19 protein-coding genes and 1 pseudogene are annotated in these 24252 nt (G+C 59.8%); 16 read left to right on the top strand and 4 right to left on the bottom strand.

What is annotated here, in order from left to right:
* Window positions 1–5 precede the first annotated feature (5 nt).
* The 7 genes from AB5Y98_RS19910 to AB5Y98_RS19940 all read left to right on the top strand — a co-directional run bounded on the left by AB5Y98_RS19910 (window position 6) and on the right by AB5Y98_RS19940 (window position 9323).
* Window positions 6–845 (top strand): enoyl-CoA hydratase-related protein, encoded by an 840-nt coding sequence (locus AB5Y98_RS19910; RefSeq protein WP_368232702.1) that lies wholly within the window; start codon window positions 6–8, stop codon window positions 843–845.
* 109 nt (window positions 846–954) lie between these two features.
* A complete protein-coding gene (locus tag AB5Y98_RS19915) occupies window positions 955–2919 on the top strand; it encodes a biotin carboxylase N-terminal domain-containing protein (protein WP_368232704.1) in 1965 nt (654 codons plus the stop codon).
* Window positions 2916–3884, top strand: coding sequence for a hydroxymethylglutaryl-CoA lyase (locus AB5Y98_RS19920; protein ID WP_336289422.1), 969 nt, complete (start codon window positions 2916–2918; stop codon window positions 3882–3884). Before AB5Y98_RS19915 ends, AB5Y98_RS19920 begins: the two co-directional genes overlap by 4 nt.
* 11 nt (window positions 3885–3895) lie before the next feature.
* The gene (locus tag AB5Y98_RS19925; protein ID WP_005301493.1) at window positions 3896–4318 is read left to right on the top strand and encodes a MerR family DNA-binding transcriptional regulator; all 423 of its coding nucleotides are present in this window, start codon (window positions 3896–3898) and stop codon (window positions 4316–4318) included.
* Window positions 4319–4356: 38 nt separating this feature from the next.
* Window positions 4357–5118, top strand: coding sequence for a substrate-binding periplasmic protein (locus tag AB5Y98_RS19930; RefSeq protein ID WP_368232706.1), 762 nt, complete (start codon window positions 4357–4359; stop codon window positions 5116–5118).
* A 48-nt stretch (window positions 5119–5166) separates the two neighbouring features.
* The gene (locus AB5Y98_RS19935) at window positions 5167–8067 is read left to right on the top strand and encodes a DUF748 domain-containing protein (RefSeq protein WP_368232707.1); all 2901 of its coding nucleotides are present in this window, start codon (window positions 5167–5169) and stop codon (window positions 8065–8067) included.
* A 659-nt stretch (window positions 8068–8726) separates the two neighbouring features.
* Window positions 8727–9323: a GPR1/FUN34/YaaH family transporter gene (locus AB5Y98_RS19940; RefSeq protein ID WP_017764320.1), complete on the top strand. Its 597-nt coding sequence runs from the start codon at window positions 8727–8729 to the stop codon at window positions 9321–9323.
* An 82-nt stretch (window positions 9324–9405) separates the two neighbouring features.
* On the opposite strand, the gene AB5Y98_RS19945 is transcribed toward AB5Y98_RS19940, so the two are convergent.
* Window positions 9406–10215, bottom strand: a complete 810-nt coding sequence (locus tag AB5Y98_RS19945) for a zinc-dependent peptidase (protein WP_017764319.1) — start codon at window positions 10213–10215, stop codon at window positions 9406–9408.
* A gap of 18 nt (window positions 10216–10233) precedes the next feature.
* Window positions 10234–10671, bottom strand: a complete 438-nt coding sequence (locus AB5Y98_RS19950) for a GNAT family N-acetyltransferase (RefSeq protein WP_026139051.1) — start codon at window positions 10669–10671, stop codon at window positions 10234–10236.
* Window positions 10672–10987: 316 nt separating this feature from the next.
* On the opposite strand from AB5Y98_RS19950, the gene AB5Y98_RS19955 reads away from it, so the two are divergent.
* From AB5Y98_RS19955 to AB5Y98_RS19975, 5 genes and pseudogenes are all read left to right on the top strand, one after another.
* Complete coding sequence (locus AB5Y98_RS19955; protein ID WP_017764317.1) at window positions 10988–12487, top strand: sodium:alanine symporter family protein; 1500 nt, start codon at window positions 10988–10990, stop codon at window positions 12485–12487.
* Between the two features lie 93 nt (window positions 12488–12580).
* Window positions 12581–13553: pseudogene (locus AB5Y98_RS19960) on the top strand (replication endonuclease); the annotation flags it as partial.
* 419 nt (window positions 13554–13972) lie between these two features.
* The gene (locus AB5Y98_RS19965) at window positions 13973–14272 is read left to right on the top strand and encodes a hypothetical protein (RefSeq protein WP_368232708.1); all 300 of its coding nucleotides are present in this window, start codon (window positions 13973–13975) and stop codon (window positions 14270–14272) included.
* 67 nt (window positions 14273–14339) lie between these two features.
* Window positions 14340–16829, top strand: coding sequence for a hypothetical protein (locus tag AB5Y98_RS19970; RefSeq protein WP_368232709.1), 2490 nt, complete (start codon window positions 14340–14342; stop codon window positions 16827–16829).
* The gene (locus AB5Y98_RS19975) at window positions 16816–17805 is read left to right on the top strand and encodes a hypothetical protein (protein WP_368232711.1); all 990 of its coding nucleotides are present in this window, start codon (window positions 16816–16818) and stop codon (window positions 17803–17805) included. Before AB5Y98_RS19970 ends, AB5Y98_RS19975 begins: the two co-directional genes overlap by 14 nt.
* Before the next feature lie 247 nt (window positions 17806–18052).
* Here AB5Y98_RS19975 and AB5Y98_RS19980 read toward each other — a convergent pair whose 3' ends face one another.
* Both AB5Y98_RS19980 and AB5Y98_RS19985 read right to left on the bottom strand, forming a co-directional pair.
* Window positions 18053–18304, bottom strand: a complete 252-nt coding sequence (locus AB5Y98_RS19980) for an ogr/Delta-like zinc finger family protein (RefSeq protein WP_368232825.1) — start codon at window positions 18302–18304, stop codon at window positions 18053–18055.
* Between the two features lie 413 nt (window positions 18305–18717).
* The gene (locus AB5Y98_RS19985) at window positions 18718–19524 is read right to left on the bottom strand and encodes a crotonase/enoyl-CoA hydratase family protein (RefSeq protein WP_368232712.1); all 807 of its coding nucleotides are present in this window, start codon (window positions 19522–19524) and stop codon (window positions 18718–18720) included.
* A gap of 167 nt (window positions 19525–19691) precedes the next feature.
* On the opposite strand from AB5Y98_RS19985, the gene AB5Y98_RS19990 reads away from it, so the two are divergent.
* The 4 genes from AB5Y98_RS19990 to AB5Y98_RS20005 all read left to right on the top strand — a co-directional run bounded on the left by AB5Y98_RS19990 (window position 19692) and on the right by AB5Y98_RS20005 (window position 24181).
* Window positions 19692–21479 carry a putative nucleotidyltransferase substrate binding domain-containing protein gene (locus AB5Y98_RS19990; protein ID WP_368232713.1) on the top strand — a complete coding sequence of 596 codons (1788 nt, stop codon included), beginning with the start codon at window positions 19692–19694 and terminating at the stop codon, window positions 21477–21479.
* Between the two features lie 2 nt (window positions 21480–21481).
* On the top strand, window positions 21482–22108 hold the full coding sequence (locus AB5Y98_RS19995) for a 3'-5' exonuclease (protein WP_368232714.1): 627 nt from the start codon (window positions 21482–21484) through the stop codon (window positions 22106–22108).
* Window positions 22109–22217: 109 nt separating this feature from the next.
* A complete protein-coding gene (locus AB5Y98_RS20000) occupies window positions 22218–22529 on the top strand; it encodes a DUF485 domain-containing protein (protein ID WP_010633800.1) in 312 nt (103 codons plus the stop codon).
* A complete protein-coding gene (locus AB5Y98_RS20005; protein ID WP_017779662.1) occupies window positions 22526–24181 on the top strand; it encodes a cation acetate symporter in 1656 nt (551 codons plus the stop codon). The genes AB5Y98_RS20000 and AB5Y98_RS20005 overlap by 4 nt, the downstream gene beginning before the upstream one ends.
* Window positions 24182–24252: the final 71 nt, after the last annotated feature.

The following is a 24252-nucleotide window of genomic DNA, read 5'->3' on the forward strand; positions in this document are numbered from 1 at the left end:
TTCACATGTCCGATCCATTCAGTCACGACGTCCAGCCCGGTTTTCGGCTGGAGCGACACGGCCCGCTGGCCGAGCTGGTGCTGTCGCGCCCGGCCCGCCACAACGCCTTCGACGCCGACCTCATGCTGGGGCTGCTCGACTGCCTCGACGAGCTGGCCCACACCCACGGCCAGGCCCTCGCCGACCGCCCCCACGCCTTGCTGCTGCGCGCCGAAGGCAAGCATTTTTGCGCCGGCGCCGACCTCAACTGGATGCGCAACCAGGCCCACTCCGATTTCGAGCACAACCGGGAAGACGCCCGGGTGCTGGCCCGGCTGATGCAAACCCTGGACGAGCTCCCCTTCCCCACGGTGGCGCTGGTGCAGGGGGCCGCCTACGGCGGGGCGCTTGGCCTGGTCTGTGCCTGCGATCTGGTGCTGGCCGCCGATGACGCCCGCTTCTGCCTCTCCGAGGTGAGCCTCGGGCTGGTGCCCGCGGTGATCAGCCCCTACGTGGTGCGCGCCATGGGAATGCGCCAGGCCCGCGCCCTGATGCTCAGCGCCGAACCGTTCGATGCGGTCACTGCCTGCCGGCTCAACGTGGCGCACCGGCGCTGCCCGCCGGATAAGCTGCTGGCCGAAGGACGCGCGCAGGCCCTGCGCCTGTGCCGCAACGGGCCGGAGGCGATGAAAGAGACCAAGCGGCTGCTGGCCGCCCTCGAGAGCCACAGCGCCAGCCTGCACGAAGAGAAAACCGTAGAGACCATCGCCCGGGTACGGGTCGGTCTCGAAGCCCAGGAGGGGATGCAAGCCTTCTTCGACAAACGCTCCCCCAACTGGCGTCCCCGTTTCAAGGACGAAACATGACTCAATATCACCCTATCCAGCGTCTGCTTATCGCCAACCGCGGTGAGAATGATCGCTGTGCGCATCACGACATCGGGCCACTGTGCAGCCTTATGAACGAGGAGCAACAATGACACATCAGGCTCCCATCCAGCGCCTGCTGATCGCCAACCGCGGCGAAATCGCCGTGCGGATCATCAAGACCGCCCGGCGCCTCGGCATTCACACCATCGCCCTCTACTCGGACGCCGACGCCAGCGCCATGCATGTGCGCGAAGCCGACGAAGCCTGGCATCTGGGGCCGGCCCCCGCCCGTGAGAGCTACCTCGACACCGGCAAGGTACTGCGTATCGCCCAGCAGGCGAACGCCGACGCCATCCACCCGGGCTACGGTTTTCTCTCAGAGAACAGCGACTTTGCCGCCGCCTGCGAGCAGCGGGGCTTGCGCTTCATCGGCCCAAGTGGCGCCGCCATTCTCGCCATGGGCGACAAGTCCGGCGCCAAGGCGCTGATGCAGGCCGCCGGCGTGCCGGTGCTGCCCGGTTATCACGGCGCGGATCAGCACCCCGACTTTTTGCGCGATCAGGCTAGCCTGGTGGGCTTTCCGCTCCTTATCAAGGCGGCCAGTGGCGGCGGTGGCAAGGGGATGCGCCGGGTCGATCAGCTGGCCGACTTTGATGACGCCCTGGCGGCGGTCAAGCGGGAGGCAAGTTCTGCCTTCGGTGACGACCACGTGCTGCTGGAGCGCTATCTCGCCTGCGCCCGCCACGTGGAGGTGCAGGTGTTTGCCGATACTCTCGGCAACGCCATCTATCTGGGGGATCGGGACTGCTCGTTGCAGCGCCGCCACCAGAAGGTGATCGAGGAGGCCCCCGCCCCCGACATTGCTCCAGCGCTGCGCCGCGCCATGGGCGAGGCGGCCGTCGCCGCCGCCCGGGCCATCAAGTATCGAGGAGCCGGCACCATCGAATTCCTGCTGTGCGGGGAGGAGTTCTTCTTCATGGAGATGAACACCCGGCTGCAGGTGGAGCACCCGGTCACCGAGGCCGTCACCGGCCAGGATCTGGTGGCCTGGCAGCTGGCGGTAGCCGAAGGCAAGCCGCTGCCGCTCACCCAGGATGAAGTGATGCTGCGCGGCCACGCGGTGGAGGCGCGCCTCTACGCCGAGGACGTGGCTGCCGGTTTTCTGCCCGCCAGCGGCCCCATCAATTGGCTCAGCTGGCCCAAGGGAGTGCGCATCGATACCGGCGTCGGCGCCGGCGATGCGGTAAGCCCCTATTACGACCCCATGATCGCCAAGCTGATCGCCCATGCACCGAGTCGCAGCGAAGCCTTTGCCAGCCTGGCCGACGCGCTGGCGGCGCTGGAGCTCGGCCCCCTGGTACACAACGGCCCGCTCTTGCTGCGCCTGTGCGAAGAGCCAGAGGTGCTGGCGATGGGCCACCACACCCAGTGGCCCATTCCCACCGATACTCTGCCCGTTCCAGCGCTCACCTGGCCGCTCGCCGCGCTCTGGCTCGCCAGTCGCCAGCGCGATGCCTCCCCCTGGCAGCAGGCAACAGGCTTTCGGCTCGGCCCCAGCCGCAGCTTCAGCGCGGCGGTGCGCATCGACGAGGAGGCCCGGGTGCTGACCCTCACCGAGCGGGCAGGCGCCCTGCTCTGGCAGGGTGAACAGATCCCGTTCGAGCTTGGGCCGGATCACATACGCCTGCAGCAGGACGGCAACTGGCTGCGCTACCCGCTGCAGTCCCTCGGCGAGGGCGACTATCTGCTGCAACTGGCGGGCAGACGCATCCGCTTCTCGGCCGATGATCAGCATCATCAACTGCACCATGATCACGAGATGGGCGGCGGCGCCGGCATCCTGGCCCCCATGCACGGCATAGTGGTGGCGCTGCAGGTCGAGGCCGGCCAGCCGGTCAGCAAGGGGCAGCCCCTGCTGGTGCTGGAGGCGATGAAAATGGAGCACGTCCTCAAGGCCGACCGGGATGGGGTGATCGAAGCGCTGCAGTGCCGCCAGGGCGAACAGGTGAGTCAGGGCGCCGTGCTGGTGCGCTTTGCCGAAGAGCAGACCGAGCAGGAGGTGCGCTCATGAACCGAGCACAGGAGAACCGGGACGACAAGGTCAGCCTGGTGGAGATGGGGCCGCGGGACGGCCTGCAAAATGAAACTGCGATCCTCTCGCTGGTGCAGCGGCTGGAGCTCATCGCCCGGCTGGCCGAGAGCGGGCTGCAGCGCATCGAGGTGGGCGCCTTCGTCTCCCCCAAAAAGGTGCCGCAGATGGCGGATTCCGCCGCACTGTTCGACGCCCTGCCGCGCAAGGTTGCAACCCGTTACGGCGCCCTGGTGCCCAATCTGCAGGGGCTGCAGGCCGCCATCGCCGCCCGCGCCGACGAGATAGGCCTCTTCACTGCCTGCTCCGACGGCTTTACCCGGGCCAACATCGGCATCAGCGTGGAGGAGTCGCTGGTGCGCTTCGCCCCCCTGGTGCAGGAGGCGCGCAGCCTTGGCATCAAGGTGCGCGGCTACCTCTCCACCGTCATCGCCTGCCCGTTCGACGGCCCGACCCGGCCCAAGCGGGTCGCCGCCATGGCTGAGCGACTGCTGGATCTGGGCTGCCACGAGATATCCCTCGGCGACACCATAGGCGTCGGCACACCGGGCACGGTGGCCCCCATGCTGGATGCGGTGCTGCACGAGATCCCGGCCGGCCGGCTGGCGGTCCATTTTCACGACACCTATGGCCAGGGGCTGGCCAACCTGCTGCCGGCGCTGGAGCGCGGCATCCGCACCATCGACAGCTCGGTGGCCGGACTCGGCGGCTGCCCCTATGCCCCCGGCGCCTCCGGCAACGTCGCCTCGGAGGAGGTGGTCTATCTGCTGCACGGCCTTGGCATGAGCACAGGTGTCGATCTCGACAAGCTGGCCGCCACCGGCCAGTGGGTGAGCGAGCAGCTCGGCCGCCCCAACGGCTCGCGAGTCGGCCGGGCCCTGCATGCCAACGCCGAGCGGCTGCGCACGCGGCTGTGCCAACCATCTCCGCACTCATCCCCGCACTAAGGAGCCCCGCCATGCCCAACACCCTCGCCCACGGACTCGCCGGCAAGGAGGTGACCTACAGCATCTCCGAGCTGGCTCACGAGTTTGACATCACCCCGCGCACCATCCGCTACTACGAGGACGAGGGGCTCATCACCCCGACCCGGGAGGGGCAGACCCGCATCTACAGCCACAAGGACAAGATCCGCCTGAAATTGACCCTGCGCGGCAAACGCCTCGGCTTCAGCCTGGCGGAGATCCGCGAGCTGTTCGACATGTATGACACCGACCGTTCCAGCAAGACCCAGCTCAACTCCATGATCCAGCTCATCGAAACCAAGCGCCACTCCCTGCGCCAGCAGCTGGAGGATATCCAGATGGTGATGGCCGAGCTGGAGGCGGCCGAGCAGCGCTGCGTAAATTCCCTTAACGGCTTGAAAACTGGCGCAGATTAACCGAATCTGGGGTTATTTACCCCCTCCCGGGAGCCCCGATGAAACGCTGGTGCTGGTTGTTGCTGCTGCTCTGCTGCGGGGCATGGGGCCACCCTGTGATCCGGGTCGGCGGCTACCCCTATGCCCCCTTTGTGATCAAGGATGCGAACGACGGCTATCACGGGCTGACCCTAGATCTTATCGCCCAGCTCAACGACATCCAGCGGGACGTGCGTTTCGTCTTCGTGCCCACCTCCGCCACTCACCGCTACCAGGCGCTGGCCCTCGGTCGTTTCTCCCTGATCCTGTTTGAAGACATCCATTGGGACTGGCATGCCGATGAGGTGCTGATGACCCGTCCGCTGCTGCTGGGTGGGGAGATCTATGTTGCACTCAAGGCGCCGGGGCGGGATCAATCCTTCTTTGATCATCTGGAGCAACGCCAGCTGATCGGGGTCAGCGGCTATCACTACGGCATCGCCGACTTCGACGCGACACCGGGCAACATGAAGCAGCGCTTCAGCATCACCCTGGTCAAGGACAACGTCAGCGCCCTGCAGGGGCTGTTCAAGGGGCGCGGCGAGGTGGCCATCATCAACCTCTCCTACCTCAACGAGTTCGAGAAAGAACAGCCGGAACAGGCCGCACGACTGCTGCGATCGGACAAATGGGATCAGCAATACGTGCTGCGAGCCCTGCTCAGCCCGGATAGCAGAGTCTCGGTGCAGCAGCTGGAGTTGTGGCTGGATGCGCTTGAAAAGAGCGGAAAACTGGCAAGCCTCTGGACAAGGTACGGCGTACAGAATCAAGTGGCACCATGATAATGACCTGAAAGTTTGTTACCCTATGCGCATCAATTGGAGACCCTCATGCCCAAGCCCCTGCGTGCCCGCCTGCTGCGCTACGCTCTCTACTTCTGCGCCGCCCTGCTCTGTTCTCTGCTCATTCTGTTATGGCAAGCCCCCACCCTCACCCAGCGCCACCTGCCGGCCTGGCTGGCCAAACACTACGGTCTGTACCTGAGCCTGGGGGAGATTGACGTCGGCCTGCGCCACCCCTCCCTCGCCATCGGCCCCACCACCCTGTTCGATGACCAGCAGCAGCCCCTCGTCGCCTTCGATCGCTTGCAGCTCACCCCCCTGATAGGGGAAAGCTGGCGCCAGCGCGCCCTGATCCTCGATGAGGCACTGCTGGTCAAGCCGACGGTCAATCTGGTGCGACTGGCGGATCGCGGCCAAGACGCTCGCTTCAACCTGACCGAGGCGCTGGCCAGCCTGCTCGCGCCGGGTGACGCCGCGACCACCGACAGTGGCGCCCCCCTGCTGGTGCAGATCAACCGGCTGGCGGCCGAGCGGGGTCACATCACCTATCAGGACAGCCGCAAGCAGAGCAGCCCGGGCTGGGTGCCTACCCTGGCCCTGAGCGGGCTCGACCTGCAATTGCCGACCTTCTCCACCGCCTCGGGCCGCACCAACCCTTTCGTGCTCGGAGCCACCCTCAATAAGCAGAGTCCACTCAAGGCGAGCGGTGAGCTCGACATCATAAACGGCGCCGGCAAGGGCAAGATCAGCCTCGGCAAACTGGCGCTCGCCCCCTTCGCCCCGCTCTGGGCCCCTTATCTCGACGTCAAGCTGGCCAGGGGCGAAGCCAGTGCCGAAGTCTCCTACCAGATAACCGAGGGCAAGCAGGGGCTCAGCTGGCAGCTATCCAAGGGCAAGCTGACCCTCAATGACTGGCAGCTTCAGCGCAGCAAGGGCGGCGAATTTGCCCGCTTCAAGCAGCTGGCGCTGACCGGCATCGCGCTCGACGGCAGCAAGCAGGCGCTGCAAATCGACCGGGTGACGCTCAAGGCCCCGGCCGTCAGTGCCGTGCTCGATGCCAACCAGCAGCTGGATCTGGCGACCCTGCTGATCCCGCAGCCGCCGGTCAAAACCAGTAAAGCCGCCAAACCGGCCGCCCCGGCCAAACCCTGGCGCTGGAGCCTCAAGCAGACCCGCATCGAACAGGGCCAGCTCAAGCTGACCGAATCGAGCAGCGGCAAGCCGCTGCTGCGCGAGCTCTCCGCCCTGACGCTGGCCCTGGGTCCGCTGGGCAGTCAGAGCGGACAGAGCAGCCCGCTCACCTTGAGCGGGGCGCTCAACAACCAGGCAAAACTGGACTTTGACGGCGACCTCGCCCTCGCCCCCTTCAGCCTAAACGGCGAGATCAAGCAACAGGGTCTGCCGCTCAGCTGGGCCCAGCCCTATCTGCAAGATCTGCTGCGCATCAGTGTGCGCGACGGCCAGCTTGCCAGCCGCACCAAGCTGGCGCTGGCCACCGATGCCAAGGGGGCATTGAGCAAGCTGGAGCTGAGCGGCGGGCTCGACATCGATCGGCTCAACGTGCTGGATCGGGCCGACAACCAGCGCCTGCTGCAAATTGAGCAACTGCAACTGAGCGGCCTGCACTACGACGGCATCAGCCAGCAGGTGAAGATCGACGACATCCTGCTGCGCAAACCCTTCGCCCGCATCGAGATCAACGAGGACAGGGTCACCAACGTGCAGCAACTGCTGCTGCCGCAACCGGCCACGGCCAAGCCCGCCAGCAGCGGCCCGGCCCCCCGCGTCAGCATCGCCCAGGTACGCACCGAGCAGGGCAACCTGCGCTTTGCCGATCGCAGCCTGAGCCCGGAATTCGTGGTGGACATCGCCTCCCTCAGCGGCCAGAGTCGCCACATCAGCAACATCCCGGGCCAGCGCTCCGAGCTGGCCTTCAACGGCAAGGTGGACCGCTATGCCCCGGTAACCATTCGCGGCGGCACCAACCTGCTGATCGAGCAGCCGGTGCTGGACGTGGCCGTCACCTTCAACAACCTGGAGCTTACCACCTTCACCCCCTACTCCAGCACCTACGCCGGTTACGCCATCGACAAGGGCCAGCTCTCCATGAAGCTCAACTACCAGTTGCACGGCAACCGGCTGGAGGGGGACAACGACATCACCATCAAGAAGTTGCAACTGGGGGAAAAGGTCAAGAGCGAGCAGGCCAAGGATCTGCCGCTGGGGCTGGCGGTTGCCCTGCTGAGCGATGCCAATGGCGTCATCCAGATGAACCTGAAAGTGAAGGGCAACCTGGATCAGCCTGACTTCAGCCTCGGCAACATCTTCTGGGACGTGCTTGGCAACACCCTGCGCAAGGCGGTCACCTCCCCCTTCTCGCTGCTCGCCTCCCTGGCGGGTGGCAGCGAGGATCTGGACGAGTTGCCCTTCCTGCCTGGTGAGCCGGATCTCACCCCCACCCAGCAGGAGAAGCTGACCAAGCTGGCACAGGCCCTCAAGGACAGACCCAAACTCAGCATGAACATTCGCGGAAAGGTCAACTTCAACGAGGAGCGCCCCATCTTGCAGCGCCAGAAGCTCGAGCGGGTGCTGGCCAAGATCACCGGCAACCCGGTGGATCTCGATCTGCTGGAGCAGGACCCCGCCATCCAATCGGCACTGGTAGAGGCCTATGAGGCCCGTTTCAACGAAGATCTCGGGGATCTGGCCGATCGGCTGAAGCTCGATGAGGCGAGCCCGGCCCTGCGCGCCCAGGCGGTGCTCCTGCTGCGGGATCAGCAGCTCATCACCGCCAAGTCCCTGCGCAATCTGGCCATGCGCCGCGCCCAGAACACCAAGGAGTTTCTGGTAGACCGCCAGGGGATCGCGCCGGAGCGGCTGTTTGTGCTGGACAGCCAGGTCAGGGAGGCCGACAAGGAGGCCAAGGTGGTGCTAACCCTGGACGATTGAGCCGGTGACATCAGCAGGATGAGGGGGATGCCATTCCCCCTCTTCTTCGGGATTGAGCCCCCCTTTCGAGAGCAATTGCCGAACACATGCCTCGCACTCCTGCTCTTCTCCCTTCATCCGGCCAGCTCTCTCGGCTATCCAGCAACAATCTGCGTCACTGCATAAGGCCAACTGCAGGACCCAAGCTCGCGTTCAACACTTTATCACCCCATCCTGACCCTTTTTTCAGATATCCACCTCGTCAGCTCACTCGCCCGGCGCAATGCCCCTTGCTCAGCCATGCCGAAGCCGCGGACAGGCAGTCAGGCTGCTTGCATTGAACCGGTCATTGACGCCTCTCGTCTGATGGCATATGAGAGTGATTTTTGGACTCAGGGGTGCTCAGGCTTGGCGATGGAAATAGGTAGACAGCGCGGCTCAGCCCATCGCCTCGAGATGTATGAAACTTTCAGGAATGTTCTTCTCAATACAATTTTTCAACTTTGCTCGCACCATTCATTTACCTGCCATCTACCTGGATCGCACGAATGGTCAGCCGGGTAAAAAATTCCGTTATTTTTTTACTGTTTCGTCCCTTCCACCTCTTGCCCGGGGCCAAGAGCCTGCCTAAAATCGCGCGTCTTTTATCAACCCCCACCTCTATTTTTGGAGAACGCCACGTGAGCGAAAAATTGGCCAACCCTGCCCCTCTGGGTCTGATGGGTTTCGGTATGACCACCATTCTGCTGAACATCCATAACGCAGGTTTCTTCCCCATCAGCGCCATGATCCTGGCCATGGGCCTGTGCTATGGCGGTCTGGCCCAGATCATCGCCGGTATCATGGAGTACAAGCGCGGCAACACCTTCGGTGTGACTGCCTTCATCTCCTACGGCACCTTCTGGTGGAGCCTGGTGTTCCTGCTGGTGATGCCGACCATGGGTCTGGCCGAAGCCACTCCGCACGCCTACATGGGCTGGTACCTGCTGATGTGGGGCATGTTCACCCTGTTTATGCTGATCGGGACCGTCAACTACCCGCGCGTGAAGCAGTTCGTGTTCGCCTCCCTGACCGTGCTGTTCTTCCTGCTGGCCGCCCGTGACTTCACCGGCAGCACCCTGATCGGCACCATCGCCGGTTTCGAAGGCATCATCTGCGGTGCCAGCGCCATCTACCTGGCCATGGCCACCGTGATCAACGAGCAGTTCGGCCGCACAGTGCTGCCGATCGGCGATCACAAGAAAGCCGCCGCCGTTCAGCTCAAAGCCGCTGCCTAAGCACCCGGCCGACACAGCTGTCACGAAAAAGGCACCCCGCGGGGTGCCTTTTTGTTAGGCGCGATTTGCCAGGTTCACCCGACTAGCCGTGATACTCGGGCTCCCCCGCCAGCAGTCGGGTCGCCGGAAAACGCGTCGCCGGCTGCTGGCCGAAGAAGCGGGTGAACTGCTGGTACACCGCCGGATAGGTGTCGCGCAGGCGCAGCGGATCGGTAAAAAAGCACTCGCTGCACACCGCCAAGAACTCGGCCGGGTGCGAGGCGGCGTAAGGGTCGATGGCGGTGGGTTCGTGGCGATCCAGCTGCGCCTGCATGGCATCGAATGCCGACTGCAGCGCACTCGTCCACTGGCGCGGATCCATGCCTGCCGGCAGCGGCGGCGCCCCGTCGGCCTCCCCTCCCAGCATGTCGAGCTTGTGGGTCAGCTCGTGGATCACCAGATTGAAGCCGTCCCAGTCACCGTCCTGCTGCAGCTCGCTCCAGGCCAGTACCAGCGGCCCCTGAGGCCAGGATTCGCCGGCGTTCTCCTCTTCCACCTCGCTCACCAGCCCGAACTCGTCCTGTACCTGCTGGCGGCGCACCACAGGCTCGGGGATCAGGATGATCTCGTGAAAGCCCCGATACCAGTCGAGCCCCAGATGGAGAATGGGCAGCACCGCCTGCAGGGCCAGCACCGCCTGCTGGCGGGAGGTAAGCGTCACCCCGATCTGGGTGAGGGTCTTGCGGGCCAGCAGCTGCTGCGCCAACCCGATCAGGGTCTGCTCCTCCTCCCGGGAAAAGCCCTGCAAAATGGGCACTGCGGCCAGGGCCTGCTGCCACTCCAGGGCATCCGGCCCCTGCTCATCTTGCCGGGACGCACCACCAAACACACTTCGTAAGCGAGACCAGAACACGCAGACTCCTCTTGCTGATCAGACTGTTTTCACAAACCGTTTCGGACGCTCGACATACCCCTGCGCCAGATAGAAGCGATGGGCCCCTTCCCGCTTGAGGCTGCTGGAGAGCTCCAGCTGGCTGCACCCCCGCGCCTGTGCATGGCTCTCTGCCACGGCCAACAGGGCGGCCCCCACTCCGCTTCCCCTTGCCCCCTCATCGACAACCAGCGCCGAGATCAGGCCCCACTCTGGTGCAACGTGCAGCGGGTTCAGCCAGTGCCACACCAAGACGCCTGCGATCCCCTCATCCAGGCAGGCCACCAGCACCTCGCTGGCCGGATCCGGCGTCAGCCAGCGGTCTTCCAGCTCCTGTGGGCTGACCGGGTAACCCAGCTGGCCGAACAAGTCGGCCATGGCGGCCACATCCCCGGCGCAGGCCGGGCGGATCACCGCCGTCTCTCTCTCTGTTTGCATCCTTGGCCTCGATTTTGCTCTGCTTCTCCCCCACGGGCATGCCGATAAAAGAGGAGATGATACCGGGTTGACACCGCATTTTGTCCAACCACATCACGATTTGTTAATGTCAATTCACAAATTAACAAGGTGACAACATATTTCGCTAGGAAGCCCTTGCACAAATCGATATGTTAAAACCCGCGGACTGGCCAGTGGAAACTTCCGCCACCGACCGGTCCCCAATCATAACGAGTGACTCCAGGGTCACCTGAAATTTAAGGGAGCGGGGCAGAGACCCCGCCAACAAGACAGCACAACAAAGGAGTTGTTGTACATGAATGAGATCGTCAATGCCATCAATGGTGTGATTTGGAGCCCTGCGCTCATCTACCTGTGTCTGGGGGTAGGCCTCTACTTCTCCCTGCGCAGCCGCTTTTTGCAACTGCGTCACATCAAGGAGATGATCCGCTTGATGTTTGATGGCAAGAGCACGGATGCGGGGGTCTCCTCCTTCCAGGCGCTGGCCATGACCCTGGCCGGTCGCGTCGGTACCGGCAACATCGCCGGGGTCGCCACCGCCATCACCTTCGGTGGCCCGGGCGCCCTGTTCTGGATGTGGATGGTAGCCTTCCTCGGCGCCAGCTCCGCCTTCGTGGAGTCCACCCTGGGTCAGGTCTACAAGGAGAAGATCAACGGCGAATACCGCGGCGGCCCGGCCTTCTACATCGAGAAAGGGCTCGGCATGAAGTGGTACGCCTGGACCTTCGCCATTGCCACCGTGTTTGCCTGCGGCGTGCTGCTGCCAGGGGTGCAGGCCAACTCCATCGGCGCCAGTCTGCAAAACGCGTTTGATATCGATCCGAACGTCACCGCCGCCGCTCTGGCGCTGCTGCTCGGTTTCATCATCTTCGGCGGCGTCAAGCGCATCGCCAGCTTCGCCAGTACCGTGGTGCCCTTCATGGCGCTGGGCTACATCATCGTCGCCTGCGTCATCATCGCCCTCAACATCCATGCGCTGCCGGGCGTGATCCTGCTGATCTGGAAGAGCGCGTTCGGGATGGATGCCGGCTTCGGTGCCATTCTGGGTCTGGCCATCATGTGGGGGGTCAAACGCGGGGTCTACTCCAACGAAGCAGGCCAGGGTACCGGTCCGCACGCCTCCTCAGCCGCCGCGGTAAGCCACCCGGCCAAACAGGGCCTGGTGCAGGCATTCTCGGTCTACATCGACACCCTGTTCGTCTGCTCCGCCACCGGCTTCATGCTGCTCATCACCGGCCTCTACAACGTGCAGGGTCCGGATGGCGCAGCCCTCTACACCGGCATTGCCGGCGTGGCTGCGGGCCCGGGCTATGTGCAGACCGCCATGGAGAGCATGATGCCGGGCTTTGGCAGCATGTTCGTGGCCATCGCGTTGTTCTTCTTCGCGTTCACCACCATCGTTGCCTACTACTACATCGCCGAGACCAACATCGCCTACATCAACCGCAAGATGAATCGCCCCTGGCTCACCTTCCTGCTGAAGATTGCCCTGATGGCCGCCACTGTCTACGGCACCGTCAAGACCGCCGATCTGGCCTGGGGCATGGGTGACATCGGGGTCGGCCTGATGGCCTGGCTCAACATCATCGCCATCCTGCTGCTGCAAAAGACCGCCTTCACCTGTCTGAAAGACTACGAGGCCCAGCAGGCCCAGGGGCTGGATCCGGTGTTCCACCCGGAGAAGCTCGGCATCAAGAACGCTGACTACTGGTCTGGTCACCGCTCCGAAGACAACCTGGAGCAGGAGAAATCCGGTCACTCGTTCGAACCGGACCAGGATCGCAAGATCTCCTGATCGCTTAAGACTCACCCAACAAAAATGGCAGCCTCGGCTGCCATTTTTATTTATTTAAATTCAATGCCTTGCATTAATATCAATTAGTTGCGTGCCAAGAACATCGACGGCGCCTACCTGGACGATGACGAAGAGGTCGGTACTGCCGCCGATGAGGGCGCCCCTGCATGCCGTGGCCTGGGCCAGTTGGTGGGGCATTCGCACCTTCCAGCAGATCGGTGGCGCCCCGGTTGGGGTATGGCGCGAGCTGCGCCGCATCAGCAACGCCAAGAAGCATGCCGAACTGGTTGGCCCACCCAAGCCCGTGCTGCAAGACCCGCGCTTCGAGGCAGCCCGCTTTGCCGCAGATAACGGCATCTTTCGCTGCTACCTGCACGCCATGGGCGGCGCACTGGCCACCCGTGCCGAACACCCCATCAAGCTGGCCCACCTCATCGAGGAGCTGGCCAATGCTCAAGGCGAAGACATCAGGCGCCTGATGGGCATTACCTCCGCTCGCCTTGGCATCAAGACCCGCCTGCAAGGGTGGGAAATTGTGCCCGCTGGCACCCATGAAGCCAGGAAAGCCGCCGAGGCTGCAGCGAGGGGGGTTGGGGTTAAGACCGGCGACAGCCCGGCCCCCTGGAGCTCTGACAATAACTGTACGCGGCCAGATCCTGATGCCTTCACAGACCAGATCATGAGGGCGCAATGGGGGTTATCACCCTTCTCAATCGACCGTTTGCGAGCTAGCGCCAGTGTCAACACGGACGGTTTCACCCTCTGGCTGGAGAACGGCCAGGTGCAGTCGCTCAGAACCGTACCAAGCGAGCCGGACTGGGTGCCAGAGGGCCCGTCGCCAGCCGAGCCGAACCAGCCGGATGAGTACGCAGTACCAGAAGGGGATCAGGACTGGCCGATGCTGGTTGATCTCTGCGGCAAGGTCTACCAGGCGCAGGGTCATCCCGGCACCCGCCGCTGGATAGAGATGCTACCGCAGCCATACCAGTCAGAGATGTGGCGGGTATTGGAGGGGCTGGACACACAGGAGTGGCAACAGGATGACTACAGCGGTGAGTGGGTATGAACAACACACCGAATGCTTGGTGGTGTTTTTCGTCGCCACTCCTTGGTTGTGTTTTTACTCAGCGGCAGAGGTAACGCCAAAAGAAGCCAAACGAATACACCTAGACATATGAGATACACTGGTAATATCATGTTCTAAAAGAGGTTTTTTACTATTAGTTATGAGGGCGTGGTGGGGCTATACAGAAGGCTATATTAACGGATTAATACCTCCGTCCATCTAATTACTGTTCAGCACCACAAGTAGGATTTGCAAATGTCACTAATACAAGAAATCTCACGTGTCCTAGCTGAAAGCCGTGTAGAACGACTGAAAATGATTGTTGCCTTGTTAGCTGGCTTACTCAGCATTGGCGTTTCTTTTTACCAAGCATATGAGAAAGCGCAGTTCAAAAAGAGAGCCTGACGTTTGAATCTCAAATGGAGACCCTTACCAAAGTTCAAAAAAGTATAAATAACTTATCCACATTTGTTGCAACTCAAAAAGAACAACTAAGACAATCAGAAGAAGCCATTAATTCACTAAAAAAAGAAGAAGAAGCCCTTAAACCCATGGTTAACGCTGATCGAGATGTTGTCGACTCAATATTGAGACTACAAGCCGAACGAGCAGCTTCAAGTGCTTGGCAGGAACGACTCATCGGGTTTGGTTTAGGAATTGTAGGTTCACTTATTGCCTCACTAATTTGGTCTGGGTTCAGGCGAGGTAAAAGCGTCTAACCAATGATTCAACAAGCGCAACGTTTTATAACATAGATTGGATATAAACATATAACAGGAGAGCTTTTTGATTGACAGATTTAAAATCTGGGTGAGTTCCAAATCCTGGTTTTGGAAGTTCCTAGCAAGGTTAGGGAAAATTAGTTTTTCCTTCGAGCGCAGCGCGTACAAGATAAGATCCTCCGCCTCAAAAACAAAGGGAAATACTCGCATTTTAGGCTCTTTTATATGGGACGGAGTGAAAGGCTTGTTTTGGGTTATTTTGTGGTTGGCAATCTTAATGTTGGTTGAACATCTCACCAATAACAACCTATCTTCTCTCCCACTACTTAGCGAAGAAGACAAAAAATTTAATATCGATCAGCTCAGACTGTACGCCCAACTGCTCACTGCAATATTCTCAATCTATTTTGCGACAATTGGCATTATACTGAGCGCTGGTTACACTAGGCTTCGCCGGGATATCATCCAAATGCTCACTAACGAGCAAGTCGGTAGCGTCTACTCTCGAGTTTTGGTTTTTTCAGCTATGTTCTGTTTAGCCGCAACAGCCTTACCTTTGTTTGGCTTAGAACCCGGCCTTTTCGTTTATGTCAGTGGTACTATTTTGACTCTGTTGAGCACATTGGTTTTATTTCCATTGGGCCAGAGATTATTTAATTTCTTTGACCTAAACATTCTAGTTCATAGTGAAATACTTCCCAACATTGTGCGTCATATTGAAGGTGCTTCAAACCATAATAATTCAATTTCTTTAGCTAACCATCATTCAAAGGCTGCAAGACTAGGTCTTGAACAACTCTCATATATTGATGAACGTGTAAAATCTAGCAATGAAGGTTTAGAAGATAACCTTCCTGCGTTGACCGACGACTATACTGCTTTGCTTTTTCATTACCTTCAACGAAAACACTCAATAGACCAGGAAAGCTATTGGTTTCCAAGACGGCGCAAGCATAAGCAATGGTTTTTTGCGGATGACACAGCCACTTCGATGGCACTTAAGATGAGTAGCCAGCAACAGCTAATTGAAGAAAAACCTGATTATCAATGGCTCGAAAACGAGATTATCGACAGATTGGCTGGCCATATTGAGCTCGCATTTAAAATCGGAGACCTTGATCTCGCATTAAAACTCATAGCTCGTTTTTCGACTCGAATTCCAGCTTATGCTGCACGGTTTCAATTCGATATTGGCATGCAAGAGATTAAGAGATTCAAGGGCATAATTGAACAGGCTTTCGCCTCATTGAATCCCATGGCTGATGACATTTCAATGAAGGCGCAGATTGGTATTGCTGACATATGGGCTGCACTAGGGAGCAATCTCTGTTTAGAAACACTACGCGGAATAATTACCTTTGAGAAAGAACTGAAAACATTCTTTGAGAAGGACGAGTGGACCGAGCAGTCTCTACGCCGTCTACCCGCCTCTTTGCAAGTAGATCTCGCCTTTATCGTCGAACGTATTGAATTTGAGAAAATGGTCGAAGGGAAACGCCTATCCAAGCCAAAATACGTCCAGCAATTGGCAGTCCAGAGATTGTTGCAGCACTATGCGAACGTTCTACCTGCAGTATGCGACTTTTACCAAAGTTTGCTTCCAGACTTTGTGGACTCACTATCAAAACTCAATATGTCCGAGTCCGCAACACAAGTTGTCCTAGCAAGCTTACATAGTCATTGGAAACTACCAAGATGGTTCGACAATATTACCGAGCTCTTGGAGCGGTATTATGAATATGAGCACTACACCCAAGATCAGTACAAACTACCGGAGATAAACACTGCAGAGATGACTCAGCAGCTTTCCTCTGCCCGAGATGTTGCAATTACCAGGCTCGGCAATGGAACCATGGTCAGACATATTTTCGAACAAAAACACAACGATGAACTGCCAGACCATTTTGGGCAGATTTACTTCGAGCTTGCCGAAGCATGTATAAGTGCTCTTGAGCAAAATGATATAAGCAAGCTGGATAAGGTTCTACCGACATTCATGTCCCTTGCGATTCTTGCGGCAGATTCGAGATTTGTGGACCCATCGCTGGATGTAAGCAATGAGTTCAGATTTCATCTCATTTCAACAGTGATCAATGATTTGGCTTCGGTCTTAGGCTTTGCCATTCTTTACGGGGCATACTTCGACAACAAAAAGTTATCTGCGGGTGCAATAGAGAAGTTCGATGCTTGGATTGAGCACGTCAATGACAAGCAGCAGTACTTCAAGAGAATGATACTCCTATCAAACCCGCACAATTTTAGTATGAGCACATCACCGCGAGATCTAATCAGAATTAATTGGAAAATATCGTTTGAACAGCGTGCAAGGCGCGATGGTTTTGAGGTCAAAATGGGAATGATGCGAGGGAAGCTGCACCCAAACAAAATTGTGAGGGAATTCTTGATGACGCATTCCGATGCGTCTCACTTGTTTTTCGCAAAACATGTCCTGCCGCAACTCGGCCCAATAGACTTCGAGATAGACTACCGTATCACTAATCTTACTCGCCGGTTGCAAGAGGAAGGTAAAGAGGTTCAGAATGAAAATATTTAGGGCCGAACCTTTACTTTGGTACCATCATGAGGCAGACCTTGGGTTAATTGACAAGCTCTTTATTAAGAGCGTTCAAGAGAGGCCTAATTTCAATCGCCAAATGTTTGACGAAGATTTTACGCGATTCTTTGATTTAATAAATCATCGAAACGGAAATATCTTCGCAATCGTGTCGAATGATGACAAACTAATGCGAAAGCTACTTGGCAATGATAATACGAGATACGCACCATATACGATTGACGAGTCAATAAATAACGTAGTTAAGGATATTGCTCAGTCGCTAATATGGTCCGGGAAAGCGTACTTCTTCCTTCATGAGGATACAGAGCAAGAAGAAATCCACATACATTCAATCAGCTCATGTGGCGTTATACGCTTCTGTGGTGTAAATATTCAGTGGGTACCCAAAAGATGGGAAAGACACTGGAATCAAGAGGACGAGAAACTTCCAAGAGAAATACGTATCTTGGATGAGACCAAAGTAATGCGTTTCGACATTCCCACACCAATCAAACGCATGTTGTCCACACAGAACAGGACTTTGGCAGTCCTTGACAAAAACCAACTTGGGGATGCTAACTTTTACTCTCAGGCAACATACGAGAACCCGAATCCAACCAGCTATTTCGATTTTCGTGTGTGGAGAGATATGCAAGATCAGGTTTTGTATCGTGCCACTCGAAGAACTGGCTGGAACGGTAGAAAGTATGACTCGAAAAAGCGTTCAGACTTCTTCGATTGTCACCGCCTTATCCGCTTTCGACGAAACCAACTTTTGCTCAGAGACAATATTTTGAACCAGCTCAGCAGTGAGCTCTCGAGGATTGGTAGAGGTTACAATGCCAAATTCTCGATTAAAATATCGGTAACTGATGAATTACCTAATGTTGCACACCTTAACGAATTGGAGGAAAGGCTGGTGCATGAGGAGGTGGGATTCGATGAAATCATCGATTATTGCTACAATCGTTGATTAGCTGCTTCGAAGGCCGCAATGCAGTACGCGAAAGTCTGATGAATGCCAGGTGTGAGCAAGAAATAGTCGTAGATGATTACGTTTATTGATTGCATGGCATACATAACAATGCAAAATTACTCAGGCGCTAAATGCGTTTCTCGTTTCTCACTTTGCATTTTACGTTTTTGATTTTCCGATATTAGGTCGCGACGAAACAACATGAAAAATTTTATTACGATATAGAGTGTAACGAACAAGGGGGCTACTGCGCCCCCAATCCTTTCAATACTAACTGCCGCCCCTCTGGCGTGAGCGACCCCATCAAGCTGAGTACCAGCTGATTGGTGGTCTTGGCCGAAGGGCTTAGGGTGTGGGCGAACGACAAGGTGGCCACCCAGCTGTGGCCACACTCTGCATCGGTGCACTGGCAGTAGAGATCGGAGACATCATCGCCCAGTCGGTTGGTTTTGGTAATGCGGCCATGCTGGCCACGCACTTTGCAACAACCCCGCATTGCCCCCTTTGCTATCCAAATCAACAGCCTGTCTTGCCACAGCAAACGCTGAGTCCTAGGATCCGGCCTATTACACCTCCGTCATCTGGCCGAAGCACGATCGCGGGTCCGGCTACGACACCCCGTGCAAGCGCTCAAAACCGAAGAGGTCGATGGCAAACTCAAGCTGTACGCCATCCCCTGCCCGAATCGGGATCTCATCTACTACAACCAGTAGCGGCCAGTATCAGCTCTGCTCCATCGAGCCGATCGAACAACTCACCGATTTGGGGCATATACCTGTTGGGCCTCGGCGTCACCGATAAGCCCAACCCGAGGATAAGGAAATGAAACCAGAACGGTTCGATCAGATGCTGGGGGCCCTCAATGGCCTTGGCACCAGATCGATACCATTTCTTGTTGATCCCTGCCTGTCAGAGCGCGTTGCGGCGCGGCCCGAACGGCAGGCGCCAGCGAAACAGGCTGTTGAGGGTGGCGCGCCACTGGTTGGGGCGTCCCAGGATCTGCTTTTGCAACCGGGTCTCTTCTTTGAGCATCGCCTCGTCGCTGCGGGCCCAGGCCTGGTTGTAGAGCTGCTTGATCCCCGCCAGCGCGTCGGGGGACTTGGTGATGAGGGTCCTCGCAAACTCCCGCGCCTGGGCCAGCGGATCGTCGCAGACCCGGCTCACCAGCCCGAGAGACTTGGCCTCCGGCGCCGCCAGCTCGCGCCCGCTCATGGCCAGCTCCATGGCGGTATCCACCCCCATCAGGTTGCGCATGGTGACGCTGCCGCTCATGTCTGGGATGATGCCCCACTTGATCTCCATCACCGAGAAGCGGCAATCGGGGGTGCTGAACCTAAAGTCGGCGCCAAGGGCGATCTGCAACCCGCCACCAAAACAGACCCCTTGGGTCACCGCGATCACCGGCACCGGCAGCTGATGCCAGCCATAGGCCACCCGCTGGGCCAGGTTGGTGGCTTCGTCCGCCTCGCGTTTCAGGATCTCGAGCGCCGCCACCGGCTGCTTGAGCATGGATTTCACATCCAGCCCGGCGCAAAAGGCCCGCCCCTCCCCGTGCAGGATCACCGCCCGCAACCCCTTGCGCTGGCGCAGCTGCTCGAGTACTCCGTCGATGGCGCTGAACATGGCCCTGTCCAGCGCATTGAGCTTGTCGCCCCGCGCCAGCATCACCTCGGCGATGCCGTCCCGGATCTCGCATTTGACCCTTGGTTTTTCCATTTTCCCCTGTCCTCTCCTGAGCTTACACTGGTCATACCACCACGTTATCAGAGTGTTATCATCAGGTACAGCGGCCCATGGGATCGGCTGGCCGTGCGACTAAAGTCGGCTGGCCGGCAGCACGCCGCTTTGTCAGACTGATTTGACGCCACCGGCCAAGGATTGCCATGACCACTCTGTTCAACTTTGCCCGTCCGCCGTTTGACTGCCTGAGCGAGCCTGAGCGCCAACAACTGGGGCAGGCCCTCTCCATCTGCTACTTTCGCGCCGGCCAGCCTGTGCTCAAGGCGGGCGATGTGCCCCCCGGCCTCTACCTCGTCATCAAGGGGGCGGTGGAGGAGTCGACCCCCCACCATCAGTTCGGCGACTACGGCGAGGGGGACATGTTCGACGTGCGCGCCCAGTTCGACGGCCACTGTCGCCACCAGTTCAACGCGCTGGAAGATCTGCTCTGCCAGCTGATCCCCCGCGATACCTTCCTGGCCTTGTGTGAAGGCAACGACGCCTTCGCCCGCTACTTCACCGCCAGCCTGGCACAGCGACAGCAGCTGCAGGAGCAGCGCGCCCAGCTGGGCCAGAAGAATCTGGCGGAGTTCATCCTGACCCGCATCGAACCCGGCCATCTGCAGCCGCCGCTCATCGTCGACAGCCGCCTGTCGCTCCTGGCCGCCACCGAGGCCATGGTGGCCAGGGGCACCGACTGCCTGCTCTACCCCGCCACGGACGGCAGCCTGAGCCTGGCAACCCGCAAGACCCTGCTGCACGCCCTGACCCTCAAGGGATTGCCGCTGACGGCGCCGCTGGCTGTGCTGACCCCCACCCCGCTGATCGGGCTGGCCCAGGGCAGCTATCTGTTCGATGCCCTGTTGCTGATGACCCGTCATCGCATCAAGCGGCTGGTTGTCTGGCAGGGACAGGAGGTGGCGGGGATCCTGCACCTGACCCAGGTGCTCGGCCTCTTCTCCACCCACTCCCATGTGCTGACCCTGCGCATCGCCCGCGCCGACACCCTGCCAGCACTGGAAGCGGTGGCCCGTGAACAGCAGCAGCTGACCCGCTCCCTGTTCGCCCAAGGGATCCACACCGCCTTCTTGATGAAGCTCATCGCCACCATCAACGAGCAGCTAATCGCCAAGGCCTTCGCGCTGGTGATCCCGCCCGAGGTGCAGGAGCGGGTCTGCCTGCTGATGCTGGGCTCGGAGGGGCGCGGCGAGCAGATCCTCAAAACCGATCAGGACAATGCCCTGATCCTGCCCGCCGACCTGTCCTGGCCCACCCAGCAGGCCGATCTGGCCGCCTTCAGCGAGCTGCTGGCCAGGCTCGGCTACCCGCCCTGCCCCGGCCGGGTGATGGTCAACAACCCCGCCTGGGTCAAACCCCTCGACGGCTGGCTGCAGGAGATCGAGCGGGCCTGCGTCGAAGCCAGGGAGGCGGATCTGCTCTGGCTGGCCACCCTGGCCGACGCCCACCCCATCGCCGGCGATCGCGCCCTCCTTCCCCCCGTTGCCCGCAAGTTGCGCGAGCAGCTGGCCGAGCGGGGAGATCTGCTGGCGGAGATGGTGCGGCCGGCGGTCGCCTTTCACGCCCCCCTCACCCTGTTTGGCCGGCTGGAGCGGGCACCGGAGGGGCTGGATCTGAAACGTGGCGGCCTCTTCCCGCTGGTGCACGGCATCCGCATGCTGGCGCTGGAAGCGGCTATCCTGGAAACTTCCACCCTGGGGCGCATCGAGGCGCTGGTGGCGGCAGAGCGGCTCAGCGCCAGCTTTGGCGCCGATCTGGCGGAGGCGTTCAGACTGTTCGTGCGGCTCAGGCTGCGCAGCCAGCTCAAGGAGGGGGAGAGCCGGGTGCAGGTCAATGACCTCAGCCATGGCGAGCGAGACCTGCTGCGCCAGGCGCTGCATCAGGTGAAGAAATTCCAGCAGTGGCTCACCTTGCACTTTCGTCTGAGGCAATAGCCGTGTTGAGCCGCCTGCGTCGTCACTGGCTTGGCCGCCGCTTTCACGCCTCGGCGTTCGCGCCGCTCTTTGCCGCCCCCCCGGCCGACGAGTGGGTGGCCCTCGACTTCGAGACCACCAGCCTGGATCCCGACCGGGCCGAGATCGTCGCCGTCGGGGCGGTGCGCATTCGGGGCAACCGGCTGCTGACCGGCGAAGCGCTCTCCCTGCGGGTGTTGCCACCCGGCAACCTCACCGCCGAGTCAGTGGTGATCCACGGTCTGCGCCATCAGGATCTGCAACAGGGCATGGAGCTGGAAGCCGCGCTGCATCAGCTGCTTACCTTCATCGGCCCCCGTGAACTGGTGGGGTATCACATCGCCTATGATCTGCGCATCCTCAACCTGGCCTGCCGCAAGTTGTGGGGGTTGACCCTGGCGCAGCGAGGCATAGAAGTGAGCCGGCTCTACCACGATCAGCTCTATCGTCGCTATCCTGAGGCCGTCATCGACCTTCATCTCGCGGCGATCTGCCGCCATCTGGCACTTCCCCCCCTGCCCGCCCACGACGCCCTCTGCGACGCCATCACCGCGGCCCTCATCTTCCTGCGCCTGCATCAGGGCGGGCCACTGGCTTATCCCAAAGTCTAATTGTCCATAAATAACATTTGATTCACATTTTGGTTACATGGGCAGCTTAGGCTGCCCGGTAGGGAACCCCCTCATCCACCGCTGACACTCAATGTCATGGAGCACTGCAATGGAACAGCAACCTTATCTTCGGATCCAGCAAGATCCCAACTTCCAGGCGCTGGTCGCCAAGCGCCAGCGCTTCGCCTGGACCCTCTCCATCCTGATGCTGGGGCTCTACCTGGCGTTCATCCTGCTCATCGCCTTTGCCCCCGGCTGGCTTGGCACTCCCTTGAGCGAAGGATCTTCCGTCACCCGCGGCATCCCGGTCGGGATAGGTCTCATCCTGTCCGCCTTCGTGCTGACCGGTGTCTACGTGTTTCGGGCCAACGGCGAGTTTGACGAACTAAACCAGAAGATCCTCAAGGGAGTGAAATCATGAAAGGCAAGTTTCTGCTGCTGCCGGCCCTGCTGGCATCGTTCCCCCTGCTGGCAGCCGATGCGCTGACCGGCGAAGTGCATCGCCAGCCCCTCAACATCCCGGCCATCATCATGTTCGTGGTCTTCGTGGCGGCGACCCTGTTCATCACCTACTGGGCCTCCAAGCGCAACCGCTCGGCCGCCGACTACTACGCCGCCGGCGGGCGCATCACCGGCTTCCAGAACGGTCTGGCCATCGCCGGTGACTACATGTCCGCCGCCTCCTTCCTCGGCATCTCGGCGCTGGTCTACACCTCCGGCTACGACGGTCTCATCTACTCCATCGGCTTTCTGGTGGGCTGGCCCATCATCCTGTTCCTGATCGCGGAGCGGCTGCGCAACCTTGGCAAGTACACCTTTGCCGATGTGGCCTCTTACCGCCTCAAGCAGACCGAGGTGCGCACCCTCTCCGCCAGCGGTTCCCTGGTGGTGGTCGCCCTCTACCTGATCGCCCAGATGGTCGGTGCCGGCAAGCTGATCGAGCTGCTGTTCGGCCTGCAATACCACGTGGCCGTGGTGCTGGTCGGCATCCTGATGGTGCTCTACGTACTGTTTGGCGGCATGCTGGCCACCACCTGGGTGCAGATCATCAAGGCTGTGATGCTGCTCTCCGGTGCCAGCTTCATGGCCATCATGGTGATGAAGTCGGTCAACTTCGACATCGGCACCTTGTTCAGCGAAGCGGTCAAAGTGCACGAGAAAGGGATCGCCATCATGAGCCCGGGCGGCCTGGTCGCCGATCCCATCTCCGCCATCTCGCTGGGTCTGGCCCTGATGTTTGGCACCGCCGGCCTGCCCCACATCCTGATGCGCTTCTTCACCGTGAGTGACGCCAAAGAAGCCCGCAAGTCGGTGTTCTACGCCACCGGCTTTATCGGCTACTTCTATATCCTCACCTTCATCATCGGCTTTGGCGCCATCCTGCTGGTCAGCACCAACCCCGACTTCAAGGATGCCACCGGCGCCCTGCTGGGCGGCACCAACATGGCGGCCATTCACCTGGCCGATGCGGTAGGTGGCAGCCTGTTCCTCGGCTTCATCTCCGCCGTGGCGTTTGCCACCATACTGGCGGTGGTGGCCGGGCTGACCCTGGCCGGTGCCTCTGCGGTCTCCCACGACCTCTACGCCAGCGTCATCAAGAAGGGCAAGGCCAACGAAGCCGACGAGCTGCGCGTCTCCAAGCTCACCACCATAGTGCTGGGTGTGGTTGCCATCGGGCTGGGGATCCTGTTCGAGAAGCAGAACATCGCCTTCATGGTGGGACTGGCCTTCTCCATCGCCGCCAGCTGCAACTTCCCGGTGCTCTTCCTCTCCATGTTCTGGTCACGCCTGACCACCCGCGGCGCCGTCTATGGCGGCTGGCTGGGGCTGGTGAGCGCAGTCAGCCTGATGATCCTGGGCCCGACCGTGTGGGTGAAGGTGCTGGGTCACGCCCAGGCCATCTTCCCCTACGAGTACCCTGCCCTCTTCTCCATGGGGCTGGCGTTTGTCGGGATCTGGTTCTTCTCGGTGACCGACAAGTCACAAAATGCCGCCGACGAGCACGCCAAGTTCTTCCCGCAGTTCGTCCGCTCCCAGACCGGGCTTGGCGCCGCCAGCGCCAGCTCGCACTGAGCCTTCCATTGGCAGTTGCAAGCCGGCCTCAGGGCCGGCTTTTTTCATGCCGAGAGGCAGCGGTCAGTGCC

This window comes from Aeromonas sp. s3, assembly GCF_040907805.1.
Classification (GTDB): domain Bacteria; phylum Pseudomonadota; class Gammaproteobacteria; order Enterobacterales; family Aeromonadaceae; genus Aeromonas; species Aeromonas dhakensis.